Source organism: Variovorax sp. GW821-FHT09D04 (genome assembly GCF_059416405.1).
In genome coordinates this window covers 1183428-1203924 of record NZ_JBWKPA010000001.1, presented here as the reverse complement: position 1 = coordinate 1203924, position 20497 = coordinate 1183428, and the positions used below count along the sequence as shown (strand labels likewise).

Annotated in this window: 18 protein-coding genes; 5 read left to right on the top strand and 13 right to left on the bottom strand. The window is 69.5% G+C overall.

Translation table 11 applies throughout. The annotated features are described in order from the left end of the window. Window positions 1-31: 31 nt before the first annotated feature. Window positions 32-421 (top strand): DoxX family protein, encoded by a 390-nt coding sequence (locus AC07O4_RS05590; RefSeq protein WP_062471245.1) that lies wholly within the window; start codon window positions 32-34, stop codon window positions 419-421. Window positions 422-441: 20 nt separating this feature from the next. Here the strand turns inward: AC07O4_RS05590 and def are convergent, their stop codons facing one another. From def to smc, 5 genes are all read right to left on the bottom strand, one after another. Further along, entirely contained in the window at window positions 442-981 is a 540-nt protein-coding gene (gene def / locus AC07O4_RS05585; protein ID WP_070060694.1) for a peptide deformylase, read from the bottom strand. Window positions 982-1030: 49 nt separating this feature from the next. Further along, window positions 1031-1471, bottom strand: coding sequence for a hypothetical protein (locus AC07O4_RS05580; protein WP_307590163.1), 441 nt, complete (start codon window positions 1469-1471; stop codon window positions 1031-1033). Window positions 1472-1590: 119 nt separating this feature from the next. After that, complete coding sequence (gene ligA / locus AC07O4_RS05575) at window positions 1591-3687, bottom strand: NAD-dependent DNA ligase LigA (RefSeq protein ID WP_495303954.1); 2097 nt, start codon at window positions 3685-3687, stop codon at window positions 1591-1593. 26 nt (window positions 3688-3713) lie between these two features. Beyond that, complete coding sequence (locus tag AC07O4_RS05570) at window positions 3714-4820, bottom strand: cell division protein ZipA C-terminal FtsZ-binding domain-containing protein (RefSeq protein ID WP_062471237.1); 1107 nt, start codon at window positions 4818-4820, stop codon at window positions 3714-3716. A 13-nt stretch (window positions 4821-4833) separates the two neighbouring features. Next, the gene (gene smc / locus AC07O4_RS05565; protein ID WP_495303953.1) at window positions 4834-8349 is read right to left on the bottom strand and encodes a chromosome segregation protein SMC; all 3516 of its coding nucleotides are present in this window, start codon (window positions 8347-8349) and stop codon (window positions 4834-4836) included. Between the two features lie 113 nt (window positions 8350-8462). Here smc and AC07O4_RS05560 point away from each other — a divergent pair, with 113 nt between their 5' ends. The 4 genes from AC07O4_RS05560 to AC07O4_RS05545 all read left to right on the top strand — a co-directional run bounded on the left by AC07O4_RS05560 (window position 8463) and on the right by AC07O4_RS05545 (window position 11676). Continuing rightward, window positions 8463-9233 carry a hypothetical protein gene (locus AC07O4_RS05560; protein ID WP_159276935.1) on the top strand — a complete coding sequence of 257 codons (771 nt, stop codon included), beginning with the start codon at window positions 8463-8465 and terminating at the stop codon, window positions 9231-9233. 55 nt (window positions 9234-9288) lie between these two features. Further along, on the top strand, window positions 9289-9609 hold the full coding sequence (locus AC07O4_RS05555) for a helix-turn-helix domain-containing protein (RefSeq protein WP_070060699.1): 321 nt from the start codon (window positions 9289-9291) through the stop codon (window positions 9607-9609). After that, the gene (locus AC07O4_RS05550) at window positions 9606-10904 is read left to right on the top strand and encodes a type II toxin-antitoxin system HipA family toxin (RefSeq protein ID WP_495303952.1); all 1299 of its coding nucleotides are present in this window, start codon (window positions 9606-9608) and stop codon (window positions 10902-10904) included. The genes AC07O4_RS05555 and AC07O4_RS05550 overlap by 4 nt, the downstream gene beginning before the upstream one ends. Before the next feature lie 79 nt (window positions 10905-10983). Beyond that, window positions 10984-11676: a P-loop NTPase family protein gene (locus AC07O4_RS05545; RefSeq protein WP_062471226.1), complete on the top strand. Its 693-nt coding sequence runs from the start codon at window positions 10984-10986 to the stop codon at window positions 11674-11676. A 256-nt stretch (window positions 11677-11932) separates the two neighbouring features. Here the strand turns inward: AC07O4_RS05545 and fabG are convergent, their stop codons facing one another. Genes fabG through AC07O4_RS05505 form a run of 8 tightly spaced genes read right to left on the bottom strand, consistent with a single transcriptional unit; the run spans window position 11933 to window position 20492 of the window. After that, window positions 11933-12664, bottom strand: coding sequence for a 3-oxoacyl-ACP reductase FabG (fabG, locus tag AC07O4_RS05540; RefSeq protein ID WP_159271769.1), 732 nt, complete (start codon window positions 12662-12664; stop codon window positions 11933-11935). Continuing rightward, on the bottom strand, window positions 12661-13134 hold the full coding sequence (locus tag AC07O4_RS05535) for a hotdog family protein (protein WP_369647000.1): 474 nt from the start codon (window positions 13132-13134) through the stop codon (window positions 12661-12663). The genes fabG and AC07O4_RS05535 overlap by 4 nt, the downstream gene beginning before the upstream one ends. Then, window positions 13131-13901 (bottom strand): class I SAM-dependent methyltransferase, encoded by a 771-nt coding sequence (locus AC07O4_RS05530; protein WP_495303951.1) that lies wholly within the window; start codon window positions 13899-13901, stop codon window positions 13131-13133. Before AC07O4_RS05530 ends, AC07O4_RS05535 begins: the two co-directional genes overlap by 4 nt. Next, the gene (locus AC07O4_RS05525; protein WP_495303950.1) at window positions 13898-14740 is read right to left on the bottom strand and encodes a polysaccharide deacetylase family protein; all 843 of its coding nucleotides are present in this window, start codon (window positions 14738-14740) and stop codon (window positions 13898-13900) included. Before AC07O4_RS05525 ends, AC07O4_RS05530 begins: the two co-directional genes overlap by 4 nt. Before the next feature lie 20 nt (window positions 14741-14760). Continuing rightward, window positions 14761-17166, bottom strand: a complete 2406-nt coding sequence (locus AC07O4_RS05520; RefSeq protein ID WP_495303949.1) for an MMPL family transporter — start codon at window positions 17164-17166, stop codon at window positions 14761-14763. Further along, window positions 17163-17741: a LolA-related protein gene (locus tag AC07O4_RS05515; RefSeq protein ID WP_495303948.1), complete on the bottom strand. Its 579-nt coding sequence runs from the start codon at window positions 17739-17741 to the stop codon at window positions 17163-17165. The genes AC07O4_RS05520 and AC07O4_RS05515 overlap by 4 nt, the downstream gene beginning before the upstream one ends. Window positions 17742-17769: 28 nt before the next feature. Then, the gene (locus tag AC07O4_RS05510) at window positions 17770-18780 is read right to left on the bottom strand and encodes a lysophospholipid acyltransferase family protein (RefSeq protein WP_495303947.1); all 1011 of its coding nucleotides are present in this window, start codon (window positions 18778-18780) and stop codon (window positions 17770-17772) included. Continuing rightward, window positions 18777-20492, bottom strand: a complete 1716-nt coding sequence (locus AC07O4_RS05505) for an ApeI family dehydratase (protein ID WP_495303946.1) — start codon at window positions 20490-20492, stop codon at window positions 18777-18779. The genes AC07O4_RS05510 and AC07O4_RS05505 overlap by 4 nt, the downstream gene beginning before the upstream one ends. Window positions 20493-20497: the final 5 nt, after the last annotated feature.

Here is a 20497-nt window from a genome sequence, read left to right as displayed (position 1 = left end):
CCTTTCATCACTCCCGAACAGGAATCACACCATGGTCAAGTCCGACGACACCGGCAAGCTCATCCTGCGCGTTGCGCTGGGCATCCTCATCCTGCTGCATGGCATTGCCAAAGTCGGCAAGGGCGTCGACGGCATCGGCGGCATGCTCGCGTCGCACGGCGTGCCCGCGGTGCTGGCCTACCTGGTCTACGTGGGCGAGATCCTGGCGCCGGTGCTGCTGATCGTTGGCCTGTTCACGCGGCCCGCCGCGCTGGTCGTGGCCATCAACATGGTGGTGGCAATCTGGCTGGCCCACCGCAAGGACCTCGGCGCGCTGAACGGGCAAGGCGGTTGGGCGCTGGAACTGCAGGGCATGTTCCTGTTCGCGGCGATCTCGCTCGCGCTCACGGGCGGCGGGCGCTTCGGGCTCAACAACAAGTAAGCGAAGAGGCGACTGGCGAATCAGTCGTCGTCGGCCGCATCGAGGCCCGGGAACAGGACCTCGGTGTAGCCGAAGCGCGAGAAATCGCGCACCCGCATCGGGTACAGCTTGCCGAACAGGTGGTCAACCTCGTGCTGCACCACGCGCGCATGGAAGCCGTCGGCGGTGCGGTCGATCGGGTCGCCATACAGGTCGAAGCCCGTGTAGCGGATGTGGGCGAAGCGCGGCACCACGCCGCGCAGGCCGGGCACCGACAGGCAGCCCTCCCAGCCCTCTTCCTCTTCATCGCCCAGCGGCGTGATGACGGGGTTGAGCAGCACGGTGCGTGGCACCGGCGGCGCGTCGGGGTAGCGTGGATTGACGGTGTCGGTGCCGAAGATCACCAACTGCAGGTCGACGCCGATCTGCGGCGCCGCGAGGCCGGCGCCATTGACCGCCTGCATGGTCTCGAACATGTCGCGCACCAGCAGGTGCAGTTCGTCGGTGTCGAAAGCGGCGACCGGCTGCGCGGTGCGCAGCAGCCGGGGGTCGCCCATCTTGAGAATTTCGCGGAAGGCCATGGCGGGATTATCGCGACAGCCTCACGCGAACCTCACATCAGCGCCACGATCAGGGAGGCGTGGTGCCTTGCGAGTCGGGCGAGGTCCATAGCCGCGCGCGACCTTGCGGCATCTGCTGCGGATGCGAGGGCGTGATGCCGGGCACGCCACCCCCGCCGGGTCGCACCGGTGGCACCACGGCAACTGGCGGACGGCCACCGCCCCAACCCGGGCGGGTCGTCGGGTACGAGGGTCGCACGCCGGGGTACGGGTAAGCCGGCCGACGGCCGTCGTAGTAAGGACGGCGGTCGTAGTACGGGCGACGGTTGTCGTAGTAGCCGCCACCCTGGATGTAGACCGGCGCCGGCACCACCACGGGACCCGGATCGGAGTAGTACGGTTCGGAATAGCCGCCGGAGTAGTACGGATCGCCAGGAACGGCCACGCAGCCGCTCAGCAGCGCGATGCCGCCGAGTGCGAGGCTGGTAGCGAGAACACGAATTTTTTGCATGAGGGACTCCTTGTCGGCCTTCTGTGATCGTTCAACGCCCGCTTGTAGACCCTGTTGACTGCGCTGGTGTGAAGTCGCGTAACGGCCGGTAAAGGCCTGGATCCCGGGCGCCGGGCGACTCAGGCGTCGGGTGCCGGCGGAACACCGCTGGCGAGGATCTCCAGCATACGCGCCTCGTCAATCACCGTGACGCCGAGGTCGCGCGCCTTGTCCAGCTTGCTGCCGGCCTCTTCCCCGGCCACGAGGTAGTGGGTCTTCTTGCTGACGGAGCCGGCCACCTTGGCGCCGGCTGCCTCCAATTTATCCTTCGCTTCGTCGCGGCCCAGCGTAGGAAGGGTGCCGGTGATCACGAAGGTCAGTCCCGCCAAAGGCTTGGGGGCACGGGCCTCGGGCTCGAACTCTTCCCAGGTCAGGCCGCAGGCGCGCAGCTGCTCGACCACTTCGCGGTTGTGCGGTTGGTCGAAGAAGGTGCGCAGGCTCTGCGCCACCACCGGGCCGACGTCGTTGACCTCGAGCAGCTGTTCCTCGGTCGCGTCCATGATGGCGTCGAGCTTGCCGAAATGCTTGGCGAGGTCTTTCGCCGTGCTCTCGCCGACGTGGCGGATGCCCAGGCCGAACAGAAAGCGCGGCAGCGTGGTCTTCTTCGAGGCTTCGAGCGCATCGACGAGGTTCTGGGCCGACTTCTCGGCCATGCGGTCCAGGCCCGCCAGCGTGACGAAGCCGAGCTTGTAGAGATCGGGCAAGGTGCGAATCAGGTTGGCATCGACCAGCTGTTCGACCAGCTTGTCGCCCAGCCCGTCGACATCGACCGCGCGCCGCGCCGCGAAATGCAGGATGGCCTCCTTGCGCTGCGCCGCGCAGAACAGGCCGCCGGTGCAACGGTAGTCGACCTCGCCCTCCTCCCGCACCGCCTCGGAATCGCAGACGGGGCACTTGTGCGGCATGGTGAAGACCGCGCCGCGCTGGTCGTCGGGCTTGGCCAGGCTGTCGGGCGCCACGCCCACCACTTCCGGAATCACGTCGCCGGCACGCCTCACGATCACCGTGTCGCCCACGCGCACGTCCTTGCGGCGGGCTTCGTCCTCGTTGTGCAACGTGGCGTTGGTCACCGTCACGCCGCCCACGAACACCGGCGCCAGCTTGGCCACCGGCGTGAGCTTGCCGGTGCGGCCCACCTGGATCTCGATGCCGACCACCTCGGTCAGCTGCTCCTGCGCCGGGTACTTGTGGGCCACGGCCCAGCGCGGTTCGCGCGAAACAAATCCCAGCTGGCGCTGCAACTCCAGGCTGTCGACCTTGTAGACCACGCCGTCGATGTCGTACGGCAGCGCATCGCGCTGGCGGCCGATGGTTTCATGGAACGCTATCAGTTCAATAGCGCCGGTCGCCCGCGCGGTCTGCGTGGCCACCGGAAAGCCCCAGGCGTGAAACTGTTGCAGCCAGTCGAACTGGGTCGCGATGTCGGGACCGCCGTCGGTCGCGGGCGAAACCTCGCCCAGGCCGTAGGCAAAGAAGCTCAGCGGGCGCTCTGCCGCGATCGCCGGGTCGTGCTGGCGCACCGCGCCGGCCGCCGCGTTGCGCGGGTTGACGAACACCTTCTCGTTCTTCTGCCCGGCGGCGATCTTCTGGCGCTGGCGCTCGTTAAGAGCGTCGAAATCGGCACGCTTCATGTAGACCTCGCCACGCACCTCGACCACGGGCGGCGCCGTGCCCTTGAGCTTCAGTGGAATCTCACGGATGGTGCGGATGTTCTGCGTGACGTCCTCGCCCACCTCGCCGTCGCCGCGCGTGGCGGCCTGCACCAGCACGCCGTGCTCGTAGCGCAGGCTCATGGCCAGCCCGTCGAACTTGAGTTCGCAGACGTAGCTGATCTGCGGCGCGTCTTCGGCCAGGCCCAGTTCGCGGCGCACGCGCGCGTCGAAGGCGCTGGCGCCGGCGGGCGTGATGTCGGTCTCGGTGCGGATCGACAGCATCGGCACCCGGTGGCGCACCTTGGCCAGGCTGTCGAGCACCGTGCCGCCCACGCGCTGCGTCGGCGAATCGGGCGCGCGCAGTTCGGGAAACTCGGTCTCCAGCACCTGCAGGCGCTGGAACATCTTGTCGTACTCGGCGTCGGGCAGCTCGGGGGCGTCGAGCACGTAGTACAGATGGGCGTGGCGATGCAGCTGCTCGCTCAGTGCGGCGGCTTCGCGTGCCGCTTCGTCGCGCGTTGTCATGGGGTGTCCCTCGGGGAAAAGACGGATCAGCTGAAGAGGCGTCGCGCCAGCGGCGAGCCCGCGGCGAGGTCGCGTGCGTCAAGCGTGTCGTACAGCTGCTCGAGGTCGGTGCCGATCACGTCCATGGTTTCGTCGCGCAGCAACTGGCCGTCGCTGTCGGTCACCACGCCGTCCATCTCGCGGGCGAGCGTGGCAGCAGCTTCACGCATGCGACGGAACGGCTCTTCGCCGCGATCGACCTGCGGCACATCGAGGCTCAGGCTGAGTTCGCGAATCGCCGATTGCGCCGGATCGTCGGCCAGCGCGGCCTGGGTGTCGAACGAGAGCCCGAGGATCGGCGGCAGGCCGGCCTCGCTGGTCGGCAGCACCATGCGGCCCGGAATGATCCCGGCGACAAAGCCCAGCCGCGCGGCGTTCTGCTGCACGTAGCCCGGGCTCCAGGCCGCGTGCAGCGCACGCAGCACGAAGCCCAGTTGCGCGTCGTGCGCGCTGGCGAACTGGTCGAGCTCGCGGGCGCGCGCCACTTCGTCGAGCATCTCGGGAAACTCCGGCGCGCCGTTCACGGCATCGGCAAAGGCCTGCGCCTTGACCACGAACTCGGAGTACTCGATCTCGTTGAGCGCCCCGGTGCGGTTGGCCAGCTGCACGCCGACCTGGAACGCGCGGTAGCGCTGCCCGGGCGCCGGCGGCTCCCACTGGCTGGTGAGGTCGTTCAGGCCTTCGATGGCCACCGGCTTGCTGCCGGCGCGGCGCGTCGACGGCATGGACGCGAGCGCGGCATCGCCCGAGGCCAGGCCTTCGAGCGAAATGGGCGCGATCACGTCGATCAGCGGATCGAGCCCGCCGCGGCGCTCGCCGGTGGGCACGGGCACGCCGCTGGGCGCGGGCAGGTCGGGGTCGAACAGCGGCTCGTGGCGGTCGCTGCCGGCCACCTGGCTCGGGTCGGCATGGAGCATCGGCTCCACGCCGCCATCGCTGCCGCCGGCCAGCGCGCGCTCGGCTTCGGCCAGCGCGACATCGACCGCATCGGGCTGGCGCGGCGCGTTGCGGCGCGACATCAGGGTGTTGTAGGCCACGACGGCCGCGAGAACGAGGCCGCCGAGGATCGCCAGGGCGAGGGTGAGATTGCTCATGCGCGCGCCTGCCTTATGCCGCTTCGACCATCGAGACCGCCGACTCCATGTCGACCGCAACGATGCGCGACACGCCCTGCTCCTGCATGGTCACGCCGATCAGCTGTTCGGCCATTTCCATGGCGATCTTGTTGTGGCTGATGAAAAGGAACTGGGTTTCACGGCTCATGGCGGAGACGAGTTTGGCATAGCGTTCGGTGTTGGCGTCGTCCAGCGGCGCGTCCACTTCGTCCAGCAGACAGAAAGGCGCCGGGTTCAGCTGGAAGATGGCGAACACGAGCGCAATGGCCGTGAGCGCCTTCTCGCCGCCCGAGAGCAGGTGGATGGTCTGGTTCTTCTTGCCGGGCGGCTGGGCCATGACCTGCACGCCGGAATCGAGGATTTCGTCGCCCGTCATCATCAGTTTGGCGTTGCCGCCGCCGAACAGCTCCGGGAACATGCGGCTGAAGTGCTCGTTGACGATCTTGAAGGTGCCGCCGAGCAGGTCGCGCGTTTCGGCGTCGATCTTGCGGATGGCGTCTTCGAGCGTGCCGATGGCTTCGTTCAGGTCGGCCGACTGGGCGTCGAGGAAGATCTTGCGCTCGCTCGCAATCGCGAGTTCGTCGAGCGCGGCGAGGTTGACGGCGCCGAGCGCAACCACTTCGCGGTTCAGGCGGTCGATTTCGCTTTGCAGGCCCGTCAGGCGCACCTTCTCGGTCTCGATCGATTGCGCGACCGCTTCGAGGTCGGCACCGGCGTCGTCCAGCAGCTGCTGGTACTGCTCGACGCCCAGGCGCGCGGCCTGCTCCTTGAGCTGGAACTCGGTGATGCGCTGGCGCAGCGGATCGAGTTCACGCTCCAGCTGCAACCGGCGCTCGTCGCTGGCGCGCAGCTTGAGCGTGAGGTCGTCGTACTGGCTGCGGGCCGCGCCCAAGGCGGTCTCGCGCTCCAGCTTGAGCGACAGCGCGTCCTGCAAGCCGGCTTGCGCGGCGGCATCCGACAGGCGGCTCAGCTCGGCGCGGGCACGCTCGTCTTCGTCGGTCAGCGCCACGGTCTGCTGCGAGGCGGTTTCGATGCTGCGGTTCAGTTCGCCGCGGCGCGCTTCGAGCGTGCGCTGCGAGAAGGTGGCTTCCTGCGCCTGCCGCTCGAGGCTGCGGTGCTGTTCGCGGCTGGCCGTGAGCGCGCGGCCGGCTTCGATCACGCGCTCGTCGAGCTGCGCATGGCGCTCCTGGCTGTCGGCCAGCTGCATGTCGAGTTCTTCGAAGCGGCCTTCGGCGGCGATGCGCTTTTCTTGCAGTTCCTCGAGCTGGGCATCGACCTCGCCGAGGTCGGCGGCCAGCTGCTGACTGCGCGCGCGGGTCTGTTCGGCGAGCTGCGTCATGCGCAGCGTTTCGACCTGCAGTTCATGGGCGCGCGACTGCGTTTCGGCGGCTTCGCGGCGGGCCGTGACGAGGCGCTGTGCGGCATCGCCGTAGGCCGCTTCGGCGCGGACCAGCGCAGTGCGCGCCTCTTCGTTGATGAGCGTCTGGGCCTTGAGCTGGCGCTCGAGGTTTTCCATTTCCTGCTGGCGGGCCAGGAGGCCGGCCTGCTCGGAATCGGGCGCGTAGAAGTTCACGCTGTGCGACGACACGGCATGGCCGCTGCGCACATAGATCACCTCGCCGGGCTGCAGCGTGGCGCGCTGGGCCAGCGCCTCTTCGAAAGTCTCGGCCGTGTAGCAACCGTGCAGCCAGTCGTTCAGCAGCGCCTGCTGGCCGGCGTCGTTCAGGCGCAGCAGGCTCGACAGCTTGGGCAGCGCGCTCGTGTCCTGCGGCACGCCGGCGGCGGGCGGGCTGTAGAAGGCGAGCTTGGCGGGCGGTGCGTCATTGCCGAAGGCGCGCACCATGTCGAGCCGGCTGACTTCGAGCGCGCCCAGGCGCTCGCGCAGCGCGGATTCGAGCGCGTTCTCCCAGCCCTGCTCGATGTGGATGCGGCTCCACAGGCCCTGCAGGCCGTCGAGGCCGTGCTTGGCGAGCCAGGGGGCGAGCTTGCCGTCGGTCTTGACCTTCTCCTGCAGCGCACGCAGCGCTTCGAGGCGGGCCGAGAACTCGGCGTGGCGGGCGCCCTCGGTGTTGACGGCCTGCTGCTTGGCGCGGCGGTCTTCGTCGAGCTGGGGCACAGCCTCCTGCAGTTCCTGCAGGCGGGCGTCGGATTCGCTGGCGGTTTCCTGCGCCGCGGCCAGCTGCTCCTGCATCTCGGTCAGCCGGTCTTCGTCGGGCGCGGCCAGTGCGTTCTGATCGGCGCGCAGGCGTTCGCTGCGCAGCGTGAGCTGGCGGCTCTGGTCTTCGATGTTGCGCTGGTCGGCGGCCAGCACCTGGATCTGCTGCTGCACCTGCGACACCGTCGCGCGCTGGGTGTTGGCCTCGTTCTGCGCACGCTGCACGGCCTCTTCGAGGTCAGGCAGACGCGCGTCGTGCTCTTCGAGCTGGGCGGCCAGCAGGATGGCCTGCTCTTCGGCATCCACGCCGGCACCGGCCAGCGTCTCGATTTCGGCCTCGGCCTCTTCGCGGCGACGGCCCCACTGGCCCATCTGCTCGCGCAACTGCACCAGGCGTTGTTCGACGCGCTGGCGGCCCTCGACCACGAAGCGGATCTCGCCTTCGAGCCGGCCGACTTCGGCGCTGGCTTCATACAGCTTGCCCTGCGCCTGGTTCACCAGGTCGCCGGCGCCGTAGTGGGCCTGGCGCACGGTTTCGAGTTCGGACTCGATGCGGCGCAGGTCGGCGGTGCGCGATTCGAGGTCGTTGATCGCCTTTTCCGAATCGGCCTTGATCTTGGCCTGATCGGCATCGCTTTCGCCGCGCTTGAGGAACCACAGCTGGTGCTGCTTCTTCGTGGCGTCGCCCTGCAGCGCGTTGTAGCGCGCCGCCACCTCGGCCTGCTTCTCGAGCTTCTCGAGGTTGGCGTTGAGTTCGCGCAGGATGTCTTCCACGCGCGTGAGGTTCTCGCGCGTGTCGCCCAGGCGGTTCTCGGTTTCGCGGCGGCGCTCCTTGTACTTGGAGACACCGGCGGCTTCTTCGAGGAACAGGCGCAGCTCTTCGGGCTTGGATTCGATGATCCGGCTGATCGTGCCCTGGCCGATGATGGCGTAGGCGCGCGGGCCCAGGCCGGTGCCGAGGAACACGTCCTGCACGTCGCGGCGACGCACCGGCTGGTTGTTGATGTAGTAGCTGCTGGTGCCGTCGCGCGTGAGCACGCGGCGCACGGCGATTTCCGTGAACTGGTTCCACTGGCCGCCGGCGCGGTGGTCGGCGTTGTCGAACACGAGTTCGACGCTCGAGCGGCTGGCCTGCTTGCGGGTGGTCGTGCCGTTGAAGATCACGTCCTGCATCGACTCGCCGCGCAGTTCCGACGCACGCGACTCGCCGAGCACCCAGCGCACGGCATCCATGATGTTCGACTTGCCGCAGCCGTTCGGACCCACCACCCCGACCAGTTGGCCCGGCAGCAGGAAGTTGGTGGGTTCGGCGAACGACTTGAAGCCCGAGAGCTTGATGGAGTTAAGACGCACGACTTGTCGCCCTGCCTTGGCATAGCGCCAAGGTATTGATTTGTAAGGAAAATTGCACGGGCCCGCAGCTTGAAGCGGGCCGCCGCCCCAGCCGTGGATGATAACGTCAGGGCATGAGCGATTCCCTGGCTTCTCCCCTCGCGGCGCGACGCACCTGCCTGCTGGCAGGCACCGCGGCCGCCCTGCTCGCGCCGCTGGCGCTGACGGGCTGTTCCTCCTTCCGTTCCACCGAGCGCGCCGAGCCCTACGGCAACCAGGAATGGCTGCAATCGGGCACCAACCGCATCGCCAACCTGTCGCTGCGCGACAACCTGCAATCGGTGCGCCGTGTGCAGACCACGCTGTACCGACGCAACCCGCGCGAATGGCGCAAGTCGGCCGCCAGCATGGAAGAAGCCACGCAGCGCACCTGGGACGCGGTCCTGCAGGGCACGCCGCTGCCCGAGCTGCGCGGCGCCACCGGCATCGACGCCATCCGCCTGGCCTTCGAGACCGGTCCGCAGGCCTACCAGGGCGACCGCGTGGCGGCGCTGGTCGTCGGGTGGGCCTCGATGCTCAAGCAAGCCAACGGCAACACCTGGGACCAGACCATGATCGACGGGGTCGACGCCGAGAACAGCTACCGCACGGCGCGCAACTTCGAGATTTCGCTCTGGCTCATTTCCTCCAAGACCGGCCCCGACGGCCAGCCGCTGCTGCTGGCCACCGAGATCAGCGAGCGCGGGCGCAACCTCGTGGCCGATCGCGAACTGTCGAAGGTGGTGGCACGACTCGACCTGCTGGCCGCGCAGGCCGACGAGAAGTACCGCCGGGCGGCCCTCGATTTCGGCCAGAACTGGGTGATGGGCGTGGTCATGCCGCTTTTCACGCTGATCCCCAAGTAGGCTCTTCGCATCGGAAATATGTTTCCCAAATAGGCATTTGCGGTAATATCTTTCCGTGGACAAGCAGGAACTCATCACCGCCCTCACGGCGCGTCGCGGGGCCACCGGCCTCACGAACGCCGAGATCGCCTTGCGTTCGGGGCTCACCGAGCGCTCGGTGCGCAATGCCCTGAGCCTGAAGGGCAATCCGCAGCTGTCGTCGCTGCTCGCGCTGGTCGATGCGCTGGGGCTCGAACTGCAGCTCGCGCCCAAGGGTTTCGGCGAAGGCACGGCCGTCGATCCCGGCTACCGCCCGGTCGCCACGCGCGTCGGTCGGGCGCTGGCCGAAGCGCCCGCCGCGCCGCCCTACGTGCGGGGCCGCCGCTCACCGCCATGAACGTCAAGATCCTCGAGATTTCGCTCGGCGTGCACCGCCTCGGCAAGCTGTTCCAGTACGCCGACCTGTGCCGTTTCGTGGCGGAGCCCGAGCTGATCGCCAACCCGCCGCCCGGCGTGCTTTCGCTGTCGATGGTTGCGAGCGACCCGGCGGCCCAGGCCGCGCTGTGGAGCGACGTGAAGAACCCGCTGTTCAACGCCCAGGGCGGCCAGTTGCCCGGCTTCTTCCAGAACCTGCTACCTGAAGGCGTGCTGCGCAGCCACATCGCGCAGTTGCGCGGGTGCCGCGAGAACGATCACTTCGAATTGCTGGCGGCCTGCGGCGGCGACCTGCCCGGCGCCGTGGCCGCGCGCCCGGTGTCGGTGGACCGCGGCACGCTGCAACGGCTCATCACGCAGGACCAGGACGCGCTCGAGATGTCGGTGGTCGAGCTGCCGATGCCGCAGGGCATCTCGGTCTCGGGCGTGCAGCCCAAGCTGGGCCTGCGCCGCCAGGGCGGCCGCTACGTGGCGCGCGTGCGCGCCGGTGCCAGCACGCGCGTGATCGCCAAGCTGCCGGTGGCCGGTCGGCCGCACATGCCGCAACTCGAGATGCTCTCGCTGCAGATGGCCGGGGTGGCGGGTGTCGAGGTGTGCCATGCCGAACTCGCGCCGCTGTCGGCCATTGCGGCGGAGCACAGCTATGCGTTGCCGGACGAGCCCGAGTTCCTGGCCGTCACACGTTTCGACCGCGATGGCGCGCGCCGCATCCATTTCGAAGACTTCGCGCAGGTGCTGGCGGTCGACCCGATGCACAAGTACAGCGGAAGCTACCTCGACATGGCGCTCGCGATGCGCGCCTTTCCGTCGCTGGGCGAAGACGCCGTGCTCGAACTGGTGCGCCGGCTCGTGGTCAACGACCTGCTGGGCAACCCCGATGCCCACCTGAAGAACTTCGGCGTGCTGTACCCCGATGGCATCGCGCCGCGCCTGGCGCCGGCCTACGACATCGTGGCTTATGCAGCGCTGCAGGGTGTCGAGGGCCATGCGCTGCCGCTGCTGCCGGCCCCGGTGAGCGCCACCGCTGCGCGTCGCACCGCGATGTTCACACCGGCCAACGTGCGCGCCTTCTGTTTCTCGGCGGGCTTGCACGAGCCGCGCATGCGACGCGTGGTCGCCGACACGGCCCGTCTCGCGCGCGACCAGTGGCCCGCGATGATCGACGGCTCGGCGTTGCCGGCTCCGTGGAAAAAACGGCTGCAGCAGCGCCTGCAGGCACATCCCTTGCTGCAAGGCATGAGCAAGCGAGGTCGCTAGCCACTGCGGCGCAGCAAGCGACCCCTAGAATGAATCCGCCCTCCTCCACCCCTCAACCCATTCGAGGCAGCAACCACTCATGAGCTCCATCAACTTCATTGGCGGCGAGAAAGGCGGTGTCGGCAAATCGGTCACCGCACGCGTGCTGGCCCAGTACTTCATCGATCGCAGCCGGCCCTTCACCGGCTTCGACACCGACCGTTCGCACAGCTCTTTCACCCGCTTCTACGAGGGCTTTGCCTCGCCCGTGGTGGTCGACAGCTTCGAAGGCCTGGACACGGTGGTGAACGGCTTCGAGACCAACCCGAAGCAGAGCGTGATCGTCGACCTCGCGGCGCAGACGCTGGCGCCGCTGTCACGCTGGATCAAGGAATCGGACCTGTTCGATGTGTTCGAGGAGATCGACGTCACGGTCAACTTCTGGCACGTGCTGGACGACGGCAAGGACTCCACCGACCTGCTCGGTACGCTGATCGACACCTTCGGCAACCGGCCCAACTACATCGTGGTGCAGAACTACGGGCGCGGCAGCGACTTCGGAATGCTGCTGGCGTCGCAGTCGCTGTCGAAGGCCAATGCGAATGGCGCACGCGTCATTGCCTTACCGCGTTTGCACGAAGCCAGCATGCGCAAGATCGATGCGCAGAACACGAGTTTCTGGAAGGCGGTGAACGACCGCGAAGGGCCGCATGCGCTTGGGTTGCTGGAACGGCAGCGCGTGAAGTCTTGGCTGGCTACGGCCTACGCTGCGTTCGATACGCTGCCTCTCTAGGCCTTTTGGGAGCGCCCGACAGGCGGCACGGCGTGGTCGGCCCCACTGTGCCAGCCGCTTCGCGGCTGCCCTGCGGTGCTCGCGTTTCGCGGGGTCTCGCAGAACTCGCCTGCGGCTCAAACAGCTGCGAGCCCTGATCCGCGAAACGCTGCGCTCCTCGGCGGCACAGAGGGGCCGCCCACACCGCACCGCCTGCCGGGCTTCGGGGTAAGGCGAATGCCCTGCCCCTGATAGGGAAGAACGAACTGGCAGGGCCTCAGATCATCCCGCCGTTGATCGAGATCACCTGACCCGTGATGTACGCAGCTTCATCGCTTGCCAGGAACGCCGCCAGCGCCGCCACTTCCTGCGGCGTTCCGGCGCGCTTCACGGGCACCATCTGGTTGATGAGCGCGGGGTCGAACACCGCATCGGCCATCGGCGAGGCGATGATCCCCGGCGCGATCGCATTCACGGTCACGCCGCGCGACGCCACCTCCAGCGACAGCGCCTTGGTCGCACTGTTCAGCGCGCCCTTGGCCGCCGCGTAATTCACCTGCCCCTTGTTCCCCGCGATGGCGGCGACGGACGAGATGTTCAGCACACGCCCCCAGCGGGTGCGCATCATCGGCAGCAGCAGCGGCTGGGTCACGCGGAAGAATCCGTTCAGCGACACGTCGATCACCTTGTGCCATTGCTCGGCGCGCATGCCGGGCAGCACGGCGTCGTCGTGCACGCCCGCGTTGTTGACGAGGATCTGTACTGCGCCGCCTTCGAGGATGCGTGCGCAGCCGGCCGCGCAGGCTTCGTCGCTGCGCAAGTCGAACACATGGCATTCCGCCTTGCCGCCGGCGGCGGTGATCGACGCGGCCAGTTGCTCGATGGCCTCGGGCCGCGAGTTCGCATGCAGCAGCACGGTGGCGCCGTCGCGCGCAAAACGCTCCGCCATGGCCGCGCCGAGCGCGCCGCTGGCGCCGGTGATCAGTGTGCGTTTTCCTTCGAAACTCATGACGGTGTGCTTTCCGTGTCCGCCAGCGGCGTGTTCAAGACCACCACGGCCCGGCCTTCGGCCAGCAGGCGGCCGTCGTCGGCCGCCACCGTGAATTCATACAAGACCTGCCGGTCGTCGCCGGACAGGCGCTTCGCCCGCACCTGCAACGCCCCGGCGATGTCGTCCAGCCGCGCCGCCGCCAACTTCACGTTGCGCGCGCTGGCCAGGAAGCCGGCCGACGGCGTGCTGCCCTCGGCGGCCAGCAGGCCGCCGTGCAGCGCCATGGCCTGCGCCGCGTACTCGATGGCGTTCGGCGCGAGCAAGCCGCTCTCGGTGCGCAGCGGGTTATCCGCCTGGCTGTGCGTCGTGGTACTGCAGTGGATCGATTCGGCGTCCCAGCCTTCGAGGCGCTCCAGCAGGCACATGCTGCCGCTGTGCGGAATGCGCGCGGCAATGCCCGCGCGGTCGAGCGTCTGCGGTGCCGTCAAGCGACAGTCTCCAGGTCGGCCACCAGCAGCACGTTGGCGAACGGTGTGCCTTCGCTCATCGGCATGCTTTGCACGCGGAAACCCAGGCGCTGCAGCACGGCGATCCACTCGGTCAGCGGGCGGCCCCAGGTCGGCGAGACCTTGTGGCCGCGGATGCGCGTCACGGTGCGATCGACCCACTGGCTGATCGCGAAACCGCGCGTGCTCGACGCGTCGCCCACGCGCAGCAGCAGGCGCGCCTTCGGGTTGCCGCCACGGCGCAGCGCGTCGCGCACGCGGGTCAAAACACCCTCTTGCGCGGCGAGGTCCACGTAGTGCAGCACGTCGAGGATCACGACCAGGTCGCAGTCGGGCAAGGCGGCCGAGCACATGTCGGCGCACACCAGCCGCGGGGTCGGCTTCAGGTGGCCGACCGATGCCTCGGCGCGCGCCACGTCTTTCGGCATCAGCTCGATGCCCGTGTAGTCCGCGGCGGCCGGCGTGGCGGCCCATGAGGCTGGCCAGCGTCCCTGTTGCTGCATCGTGCTCATCGACGCCAGCAGGCTCACGAAGAGGCCCTGTCCGCAGCCGATGTCGACCACGCGCCGGTGCTCGGCATCGATCAGCCCGCGTTCGAGCAGGCCGCGGAACACCGGGTCGCGCCCGAGCTTGCCGCGCGCGAACTGCCAGGCGAAGGTGCCGCCCTTCTTGTAGGGCACGGTCGCGGCTTCGTGCAGCTCGCGCCAGGCTTGGTCGGTGGTCATCGTCGATGGCATCACGGCGCTCATGCGGTCTTCAATCCTTCAGGCAGGGTCACGGCGCGCAATCCCTCGGTGCGCAGGCGTTGGAGCAACAAGGGCAGGACTTCCAGCAAGACGGGTTGCCCCGCCGCGGTGTGCGCAGCATTGCCGTCGTGCAGCAGCAGGATGTCGCGCGCCTGCAGGTGGTGGGTGAGGCGCGCCATCACCTTGGCGGGGTCGCCTTCGCGGGTGTCGAAACCGCGCCGCGTCCAGCTCACGAGCGAGAGGCCGAGGCGGTGCAGCACGGGTTCGAGGAAAGGGTTGCGCAGGCCGGCGGGCGCGCGGAAACAGGTCGGGCGCTGGCCGGTCACGTCGGTCAGGATGTCCTGCGCGCGCGCGATCTCCGCCGCGAAGCCGCGCGGGCCGAGGAAAGAGAAGTTGTGGCGATGCCGCGCGGTGTGGTTCTGGATGCTGTGGCCGCGCGCGACGATCTCGCGCGCCAGCGCAGGATGCGCCAGCACGCGCTCGGCGATACAGAAGAAGGTGGCGCGCTGGCCGTGGGCGTCCAGCAGGTCGAGCACGCGGGGCGTGACCTCGGGCTCTGGCCCGTCGTCGATGGTGATCGCCACCTCGCGACGCGCAGCGGCGGCCTCGGGCAGGCGCGTGACGTTCGGGCCGAGCAGGTTGCTGCGCGGCGTGAGGCCCGCACCGGTGATCAGCGCATGGTTCAGCACCACCGCGCCGAGCGCCCAGGGCCAGGCGCCCGGCACCAGCACGCCCGCGCCCAATGCGGCCACATGCACGGCCGCGCTGGCGCGCATGGCCGGCGGCCAGGGCCAGGATTCGGAGGCGGCAGAACGGGTGGAAGGGGCGGAAGGCGACGACATGGTGGGTCCGGATTTTCCCATCAGCGCGGACGCTGTGGGCTCGGGCCCTTCCCGGGCGCCACGTTGCGCGCGAACGCGGCCGACAGCAGCAGCGCCAGCAAGGCGCCTGGCGCGACCACGCGGCCGATGGACGACAGCGCCGGAATGTCCGAGATCGCGATCAGCCCGAACGACACCACCGTCGTGAGGTTGGCCAGCATCAGCGAGGCCAGCGTGTCTTCGTCGGCGCGCCCGGTCGTGCGCAGCTGGTCGAAGAAGAGCGCGTAGTTCGATCCCACGGCGACGATCAGCAACAGCCCCACGAGGTGCAGGATACCGAGCGCAGCCTGCGCCAACGCCATGCCGCCCAGCGTGAGCACCACCGCGAACAGCAGCGGCTGGCACACGGCCAGCAGACGGCGCCACGAGCGCAGGTACACGCCCAGCAGCACCACCACCGCGAGCGCACCAAGCAGCACCTGGACGAAGGCTTCGTGCAGGTAGCGCTGGTAGAGGCCGCCGAGTTCGCGGCCGACGTCCACCACCTGCACCTCGGGCAGCCCGGCCAGCGCCTCCTCGAGGCGCGCCTGTTCGAAGCCGGGGCCGGGATGCAGCACGACCAGCGTGGACCAGCCACCGCCCGGTCGCTCGTACATCAGCGTGTTCACCACTGAGCCCAGCGGGCCGCCCATGAGGTCGACGCGCTGCACCGGCGCCTGCTTGCGCGCGGCCTCCACGTCGGCCACGAAGGGACCGAGGCGCGATGCCGGCAGCGGCAGGCCCTTGGTCGCCTCGGCCAGGTTGGCACGCAGCGTGTCGGCGTCGGGCAGGCTGGCCTGGCGCGCCGTTTGCGCGGCCACGCTGGGCAGCACGCGGGTCACGGCTTCGTAGCCGCTGAGCTCGCCCTTGTCGACCAGCGCATCGAGGCGCGCGGCCGCGGCCTCGGTGTGACGCAGTGCGGCCTGTTCGTCGTCGCCGAAGGCCACCACGAGCACGCCGCCGTCGCTGGCGCCGATGTCCTTGCGCAGCATCTCGTCGAGCTGCTGGGCCGAGCGCGGCACGGGGCTCATCGCGCTCAGGTCGGCGCGCCACAGGTGGCCGCCCTGCCACAGCACCAGCGCGAGCGCCGCGACGCCGAGCGCCGCCAGCGGCCAGCGCAGGCGCGGCAGGCCGCGCACCAGCAGGCCGGCCAGGCGAGCCATGTGCCGACGCATGCCCATGCCGGTCGCGCCATCGGGTGCCAGCACGGGCAACACGTAGCGCGTGGCCAATGCGGCCGACACCAGCCCGGCGATCGAGAACACGCCCAATTGCGCCAGCCCCGGAAAGCCCGAGAACACCAGCGCCGCAAAGCCGCACACGGAGGTCAGCAGGCCCAGCCGCACCGTGGGCCAATGCACCTCGCGCCAGCGCTGCCAGCCGGTGCCGGCCACGGCCGCGCCGCGTGCCTGGATCAGGTAGTAGATGGCGTAGTCGACCGTCTCGCCGATCAGCGTGCTGCCGAACCCCAGCGTGAGCCCGTGTACCGAGCCGAACACCAGGCTGACCGACGCGGTGCCCACCACCACGCCCGTGGCCACCGGCAGGAAGGCGATGACCAGCGCGCGCGGCGAGGCAAAGGCCAGCAACAACAACACGCTCATCACGATGCCGCCCACCACCGCGAGGTGGATGGCTTCGGTCTTGATCTTTTCGCGGCTCATGACCGAGAACACGGGCGGCCCGCTCAACAACAGCTTGGGCGCAGCCTCGCCCATGCCGCGCGCAGCGGCTTCGTAAGCGGCCTGCACGCGGGCGATGGCAACGGCCTGCGCATCGAGGTCGCCGCCGGCCGCGCGCGTGGTGGCGATCATGAGCGCACGCGGCGCCTCGCGCGACATCCAGACGCCGGCCTCGCTGCGCGGTGCGCTGGCCGGCACCAGCTCCATCGCGATGCGCTGGGTCTCGCCCGTCGGATCGCTGTCGAGCAAGGGTTTGATCGCGTTGCCGGCCGGCGTGCCGAGCATCGACAGGGTGTCGACGATGGCCTCGCGCAACCCTTCGGCGGTGAACTGCCCCGGCATCACGCCGGACGAGAGTTGGTAGCGGTGCTGGAACACCCAGGTCCCGGCCTCGCTCCAGTCGCTCACGTCGCCGTTCTGCACCAGGTCGAAGAGCTGGCTCTCGCGCATTGCCTTGCCGACGGCACGCGAGACCTCAGCACGCTGTTCGACGCTGCCGCCCTCGAAGCCCAGCATCAGCGTGCGCGAGGCGACGCCGCTTTGCAGCTGCTCGATGAGCACGCGCTGGCGCAGGTCAGGGCTCTTGGGAAGAAAGGCCGACAGGTCAGCGCCGATCTGGGTGCGCGCGATGACGACCGCGCCCAGGGCCACGACCAAGAGCCACGCCAGCAGGACGACGATGCGGCGCGACCACCCCGGCGGGCCACCCGCCTGCGCCAGGCTCACGGTGTCGCGCGCCCGGGGGCGCCGGCCGGCAGCGCCGACGGCGGCGCGTTGGGCGAGATGTGCATGACCGAGCGGTCACCGCCCACGAACTCCATCTCCAGCCCCAACACCTCGCTGTTGCGGCCGGTGATGCGCATGCTGCGCACCTGCGCGGCCAGCCGGCTGTCGTTGGGCGTGAGGTCGAGCGTCCACTTGCCGGCGGCGCCGGTCACGGTGCTCTTGAAGTAGCGCTGCAGCGTGGCGCCGTCGCCGCTCAGCGTGCCGCGCATGGCTTCGACCAGGCCCAGCAGCTCGGGCATGCTGTCCAGCGCCAGCGTGCGGTTGCGGTTGCCGCGCGACAGGGTCAGCGTGTTGCCGTCGACGGACATGGTCTCGATGCGCGGCGACAGCGTGCGGCGCACCAGCTTGTCGGGCGCCTCGAAGCTCAGCGTGCCACTCGCATCGAGCGGGCCTTCGAGGCCGTGCACGAAGCGCTGCTCGGTGAAGCGCGCCTCGCCGCTCTTCTGCTTGGCCAGCAGGCCCATCAGTTCGGGCAGGTCGAATGCCGCCCAGGCCGGCGCGGCACAGAAAGCCACCGCCAGCACCACCACCCTGCAAAGCCGATCAAGCCGCATCTTCGAGCCAGAAATCATGAAAGTTGAACCAGTTGTACGGGTAGGCGCGGCACAGCGCCTCGAGGCGGGCCACATAGGCTTCGACCGCGCTTCGGATGCGGCGTTCACGCTCCGCGGCATCGGCGAACGGCGTGCCGAAGTCGGCCAGCGGGTCGAACCGGACATCGTAGCGGGCACCGCCGCCGTACATGCCGGCCATGAAGAACACCTTGCGGCGCAGCAGCGCCGCAAGCCGGAACGGCCCGTCGTTGAAGACGGCCGGCTGCCCCAGGAAAGGCAGCACGATGTTGTTGCCGCGCTGGTTTGCCGGCTGCTCCTCGCTGCCCGGCAAGGTGCGGTCGGCCAGCATGCCGCCGAGGCCGCCGCCGTCGAGCCAGTCGCGCAGCGCAAGCATGGAATGCGGCCGGCCCAGCGCGATCACGTGGGGCCGCATCTCGGGCAGCGCAACGGCGTTCAGGATGGCGGTGATGCGCTGCGCGTTGTCCGGGTACATCAGCATCGCCAGCCGCATGCGGTTCTGGTGCTTTTGCTGCTTGCAGGCGCCGAGCACCTCGAAGCTGCCGATGTGGGCGCCGAGCAGGAAGGCGCCCCGCCCTTCGGCCGCCTCGGCCTCGATCGGGGCGTTGCCTTCGATCTTCAGCTTGAACAGGTCCATGCGCCCGCGCAGGAAGTACACGCGGTCGAGCACTGTGGAGGAAAACGCGTGCAGCAGGCGGTAGCCGTCGACCCAGCCCGCGCGCGGGCCGATGGCCCGGAACAGGTAGCGCTTGATGTAGCGGCGCGGCGCCGGCGCGAACAGCAGGAAGTACAGGCTGATCGGCGGCAGCAGCAGCCGCGTGACGTGCCGCCCGCACACCAGCGCCATCAGGCAGATGAAGCGCAGCGCCAGCATGTTGCTGCGCTCGGGCGCGCGCGCCCAGTCGCCCTGCTGGGCCGCCGGGCGGGCTGTCTGCCGCGCCGCTTCGTCCACGGCGCGCGTTTCGGCGTCGGTGTGCTTCATCCCGCCGACTCTGGCACAGCCGTCCAGCGGCCGGTGACAGCCGCCACGCCGTCACAGCGCACGTCGAAACGCACGCCGCGGCCGGTTCCGGCCTCGGGATGCAGCTCGATGGACAGCGTGCTGCCGGGCCGCACGGGCGCGAGGAACTTGGCGGCCGCGAGCGTCGGACTCGCGCCGAGCCGTGCCGACAGCGCCGGCACGCGCCGCACGACTTCCATGACCTCCGCCAGCAGCAATGCGCCGGGCACCAGCGGCTGTCCGGGGAAATGGCCGGCAAAGGCCGGATGGTCGACCGGCACCGTGTGCGCCATCTGCACCGGCGTCTGGTCGTCGGCCAGCTGGGCCAGCGCAAATTCGCGCAGCGCCCGCACCGTGAGCTTGCCCGTGCCTTCGCGCGGGAAGGCCTTGACCTGCACCACGCGGCGCGGCACGAACACGGGCTCCAGGCGTTGCCGCAGTGCAGCAATGATGTCCGCCGCCGACAGCGTGGGCGCGACCACGAACGCCACCGGCCGCACCACGCCGTCGGCCACCTCGTCGGGCAGCCAGAAGGCGCCGTCCTCGACACCCGCGATGCTGTTCAGGTGGTAGTTCAGGTGCGCGAGCGAACTGCGCCGCCCGGCGACGTGGATCAGGTCGTTGGCGCGGCCGAACAGCCGAAAGCGCCGAGCGTCCAGCAGTTCGAGCACGTCGGCCATCGGCGTCGGCTCGGGAATGAAATCGCCGCTGAAGATGAAGCGCTCGGGACCGTCGCCCTCCCCCGGCTGCGCATGCACGCGGATTTCGCCGAAGGTTTCCCAGATTTCGCTCTCGGTCGTGCGGCGCGTGGCCACCTGGCCCGATTCGGTGCTGCCGTAGATTTCGAGCAGCACGCCGCCCAGCGCCTGCTCGGCCTGCGCGGCCAGTTGCGGCGACAGCGGCGCGGTGGCCGACAGGATCAGGTCGACCGGCGGCAACTCGATGCCCGACAGCAGCAGCGTCTTCAGGTGGAACGGCGTGGTCACCAGCGCGCGCGGGCGCGGCACCGAGGTCAGCGCCTTCGCGACGTCGGCCGGAAAGAACGGCCGCCCGGTCTCAAAGGCCGCGCCACCGAGCATCGCGAGCAGCACCGACGACTCCAGGCCGTAGCTGTGCTGCACCGGCACGGTCGCCACCAGCGTGAGCCCTTCGAGCGTGGGCCGCTGCAGCACGCGGCACAGCCGCTCGACCGCCACTTCGACGTCGCCGACCAGCGTGCGCCAGGCCTTGGCATGCGGTTGCGGCACGCCGGTGGAACCCGACGTGAGCAGGCTGGCCGCATGCCGGCCGCCGTCGATGGCGGGCACCGGCGCATCGCCGGCCGGGCCGGGCACGGCCTCGACCTGCAGGCGCCGCATGCCGGGCGTCTCGAGCTTGGCGTCGTCGGTCAGCGCGAACAGGTGGGCGCCGCCGGTTTCGGTCAGGCGCGCCAGCGTGTCCGGCCGCGCATCGGGCGGCAGCAGGCTGGCGTGGCCGCGCACCAGCGCAGCGCCCAGGCTCACGGCGAAGGCGTAGCGGTCGAGGCAGAGGTTGACGGCAGGACCTTCGGCGGGCAGTGCGGGCGCCAGGCGCGCGACGTCGGCCAGGAACTGGCGTGTGCTGACCGGCTGGCCGGCGCGCCAGGCCAGGGGCGCATCGGGGTTGCGGTCCGCGAGCAGCGGCAGGAAGGAAGAAGAAGCGGTGTCGGGGGTCACGCGGG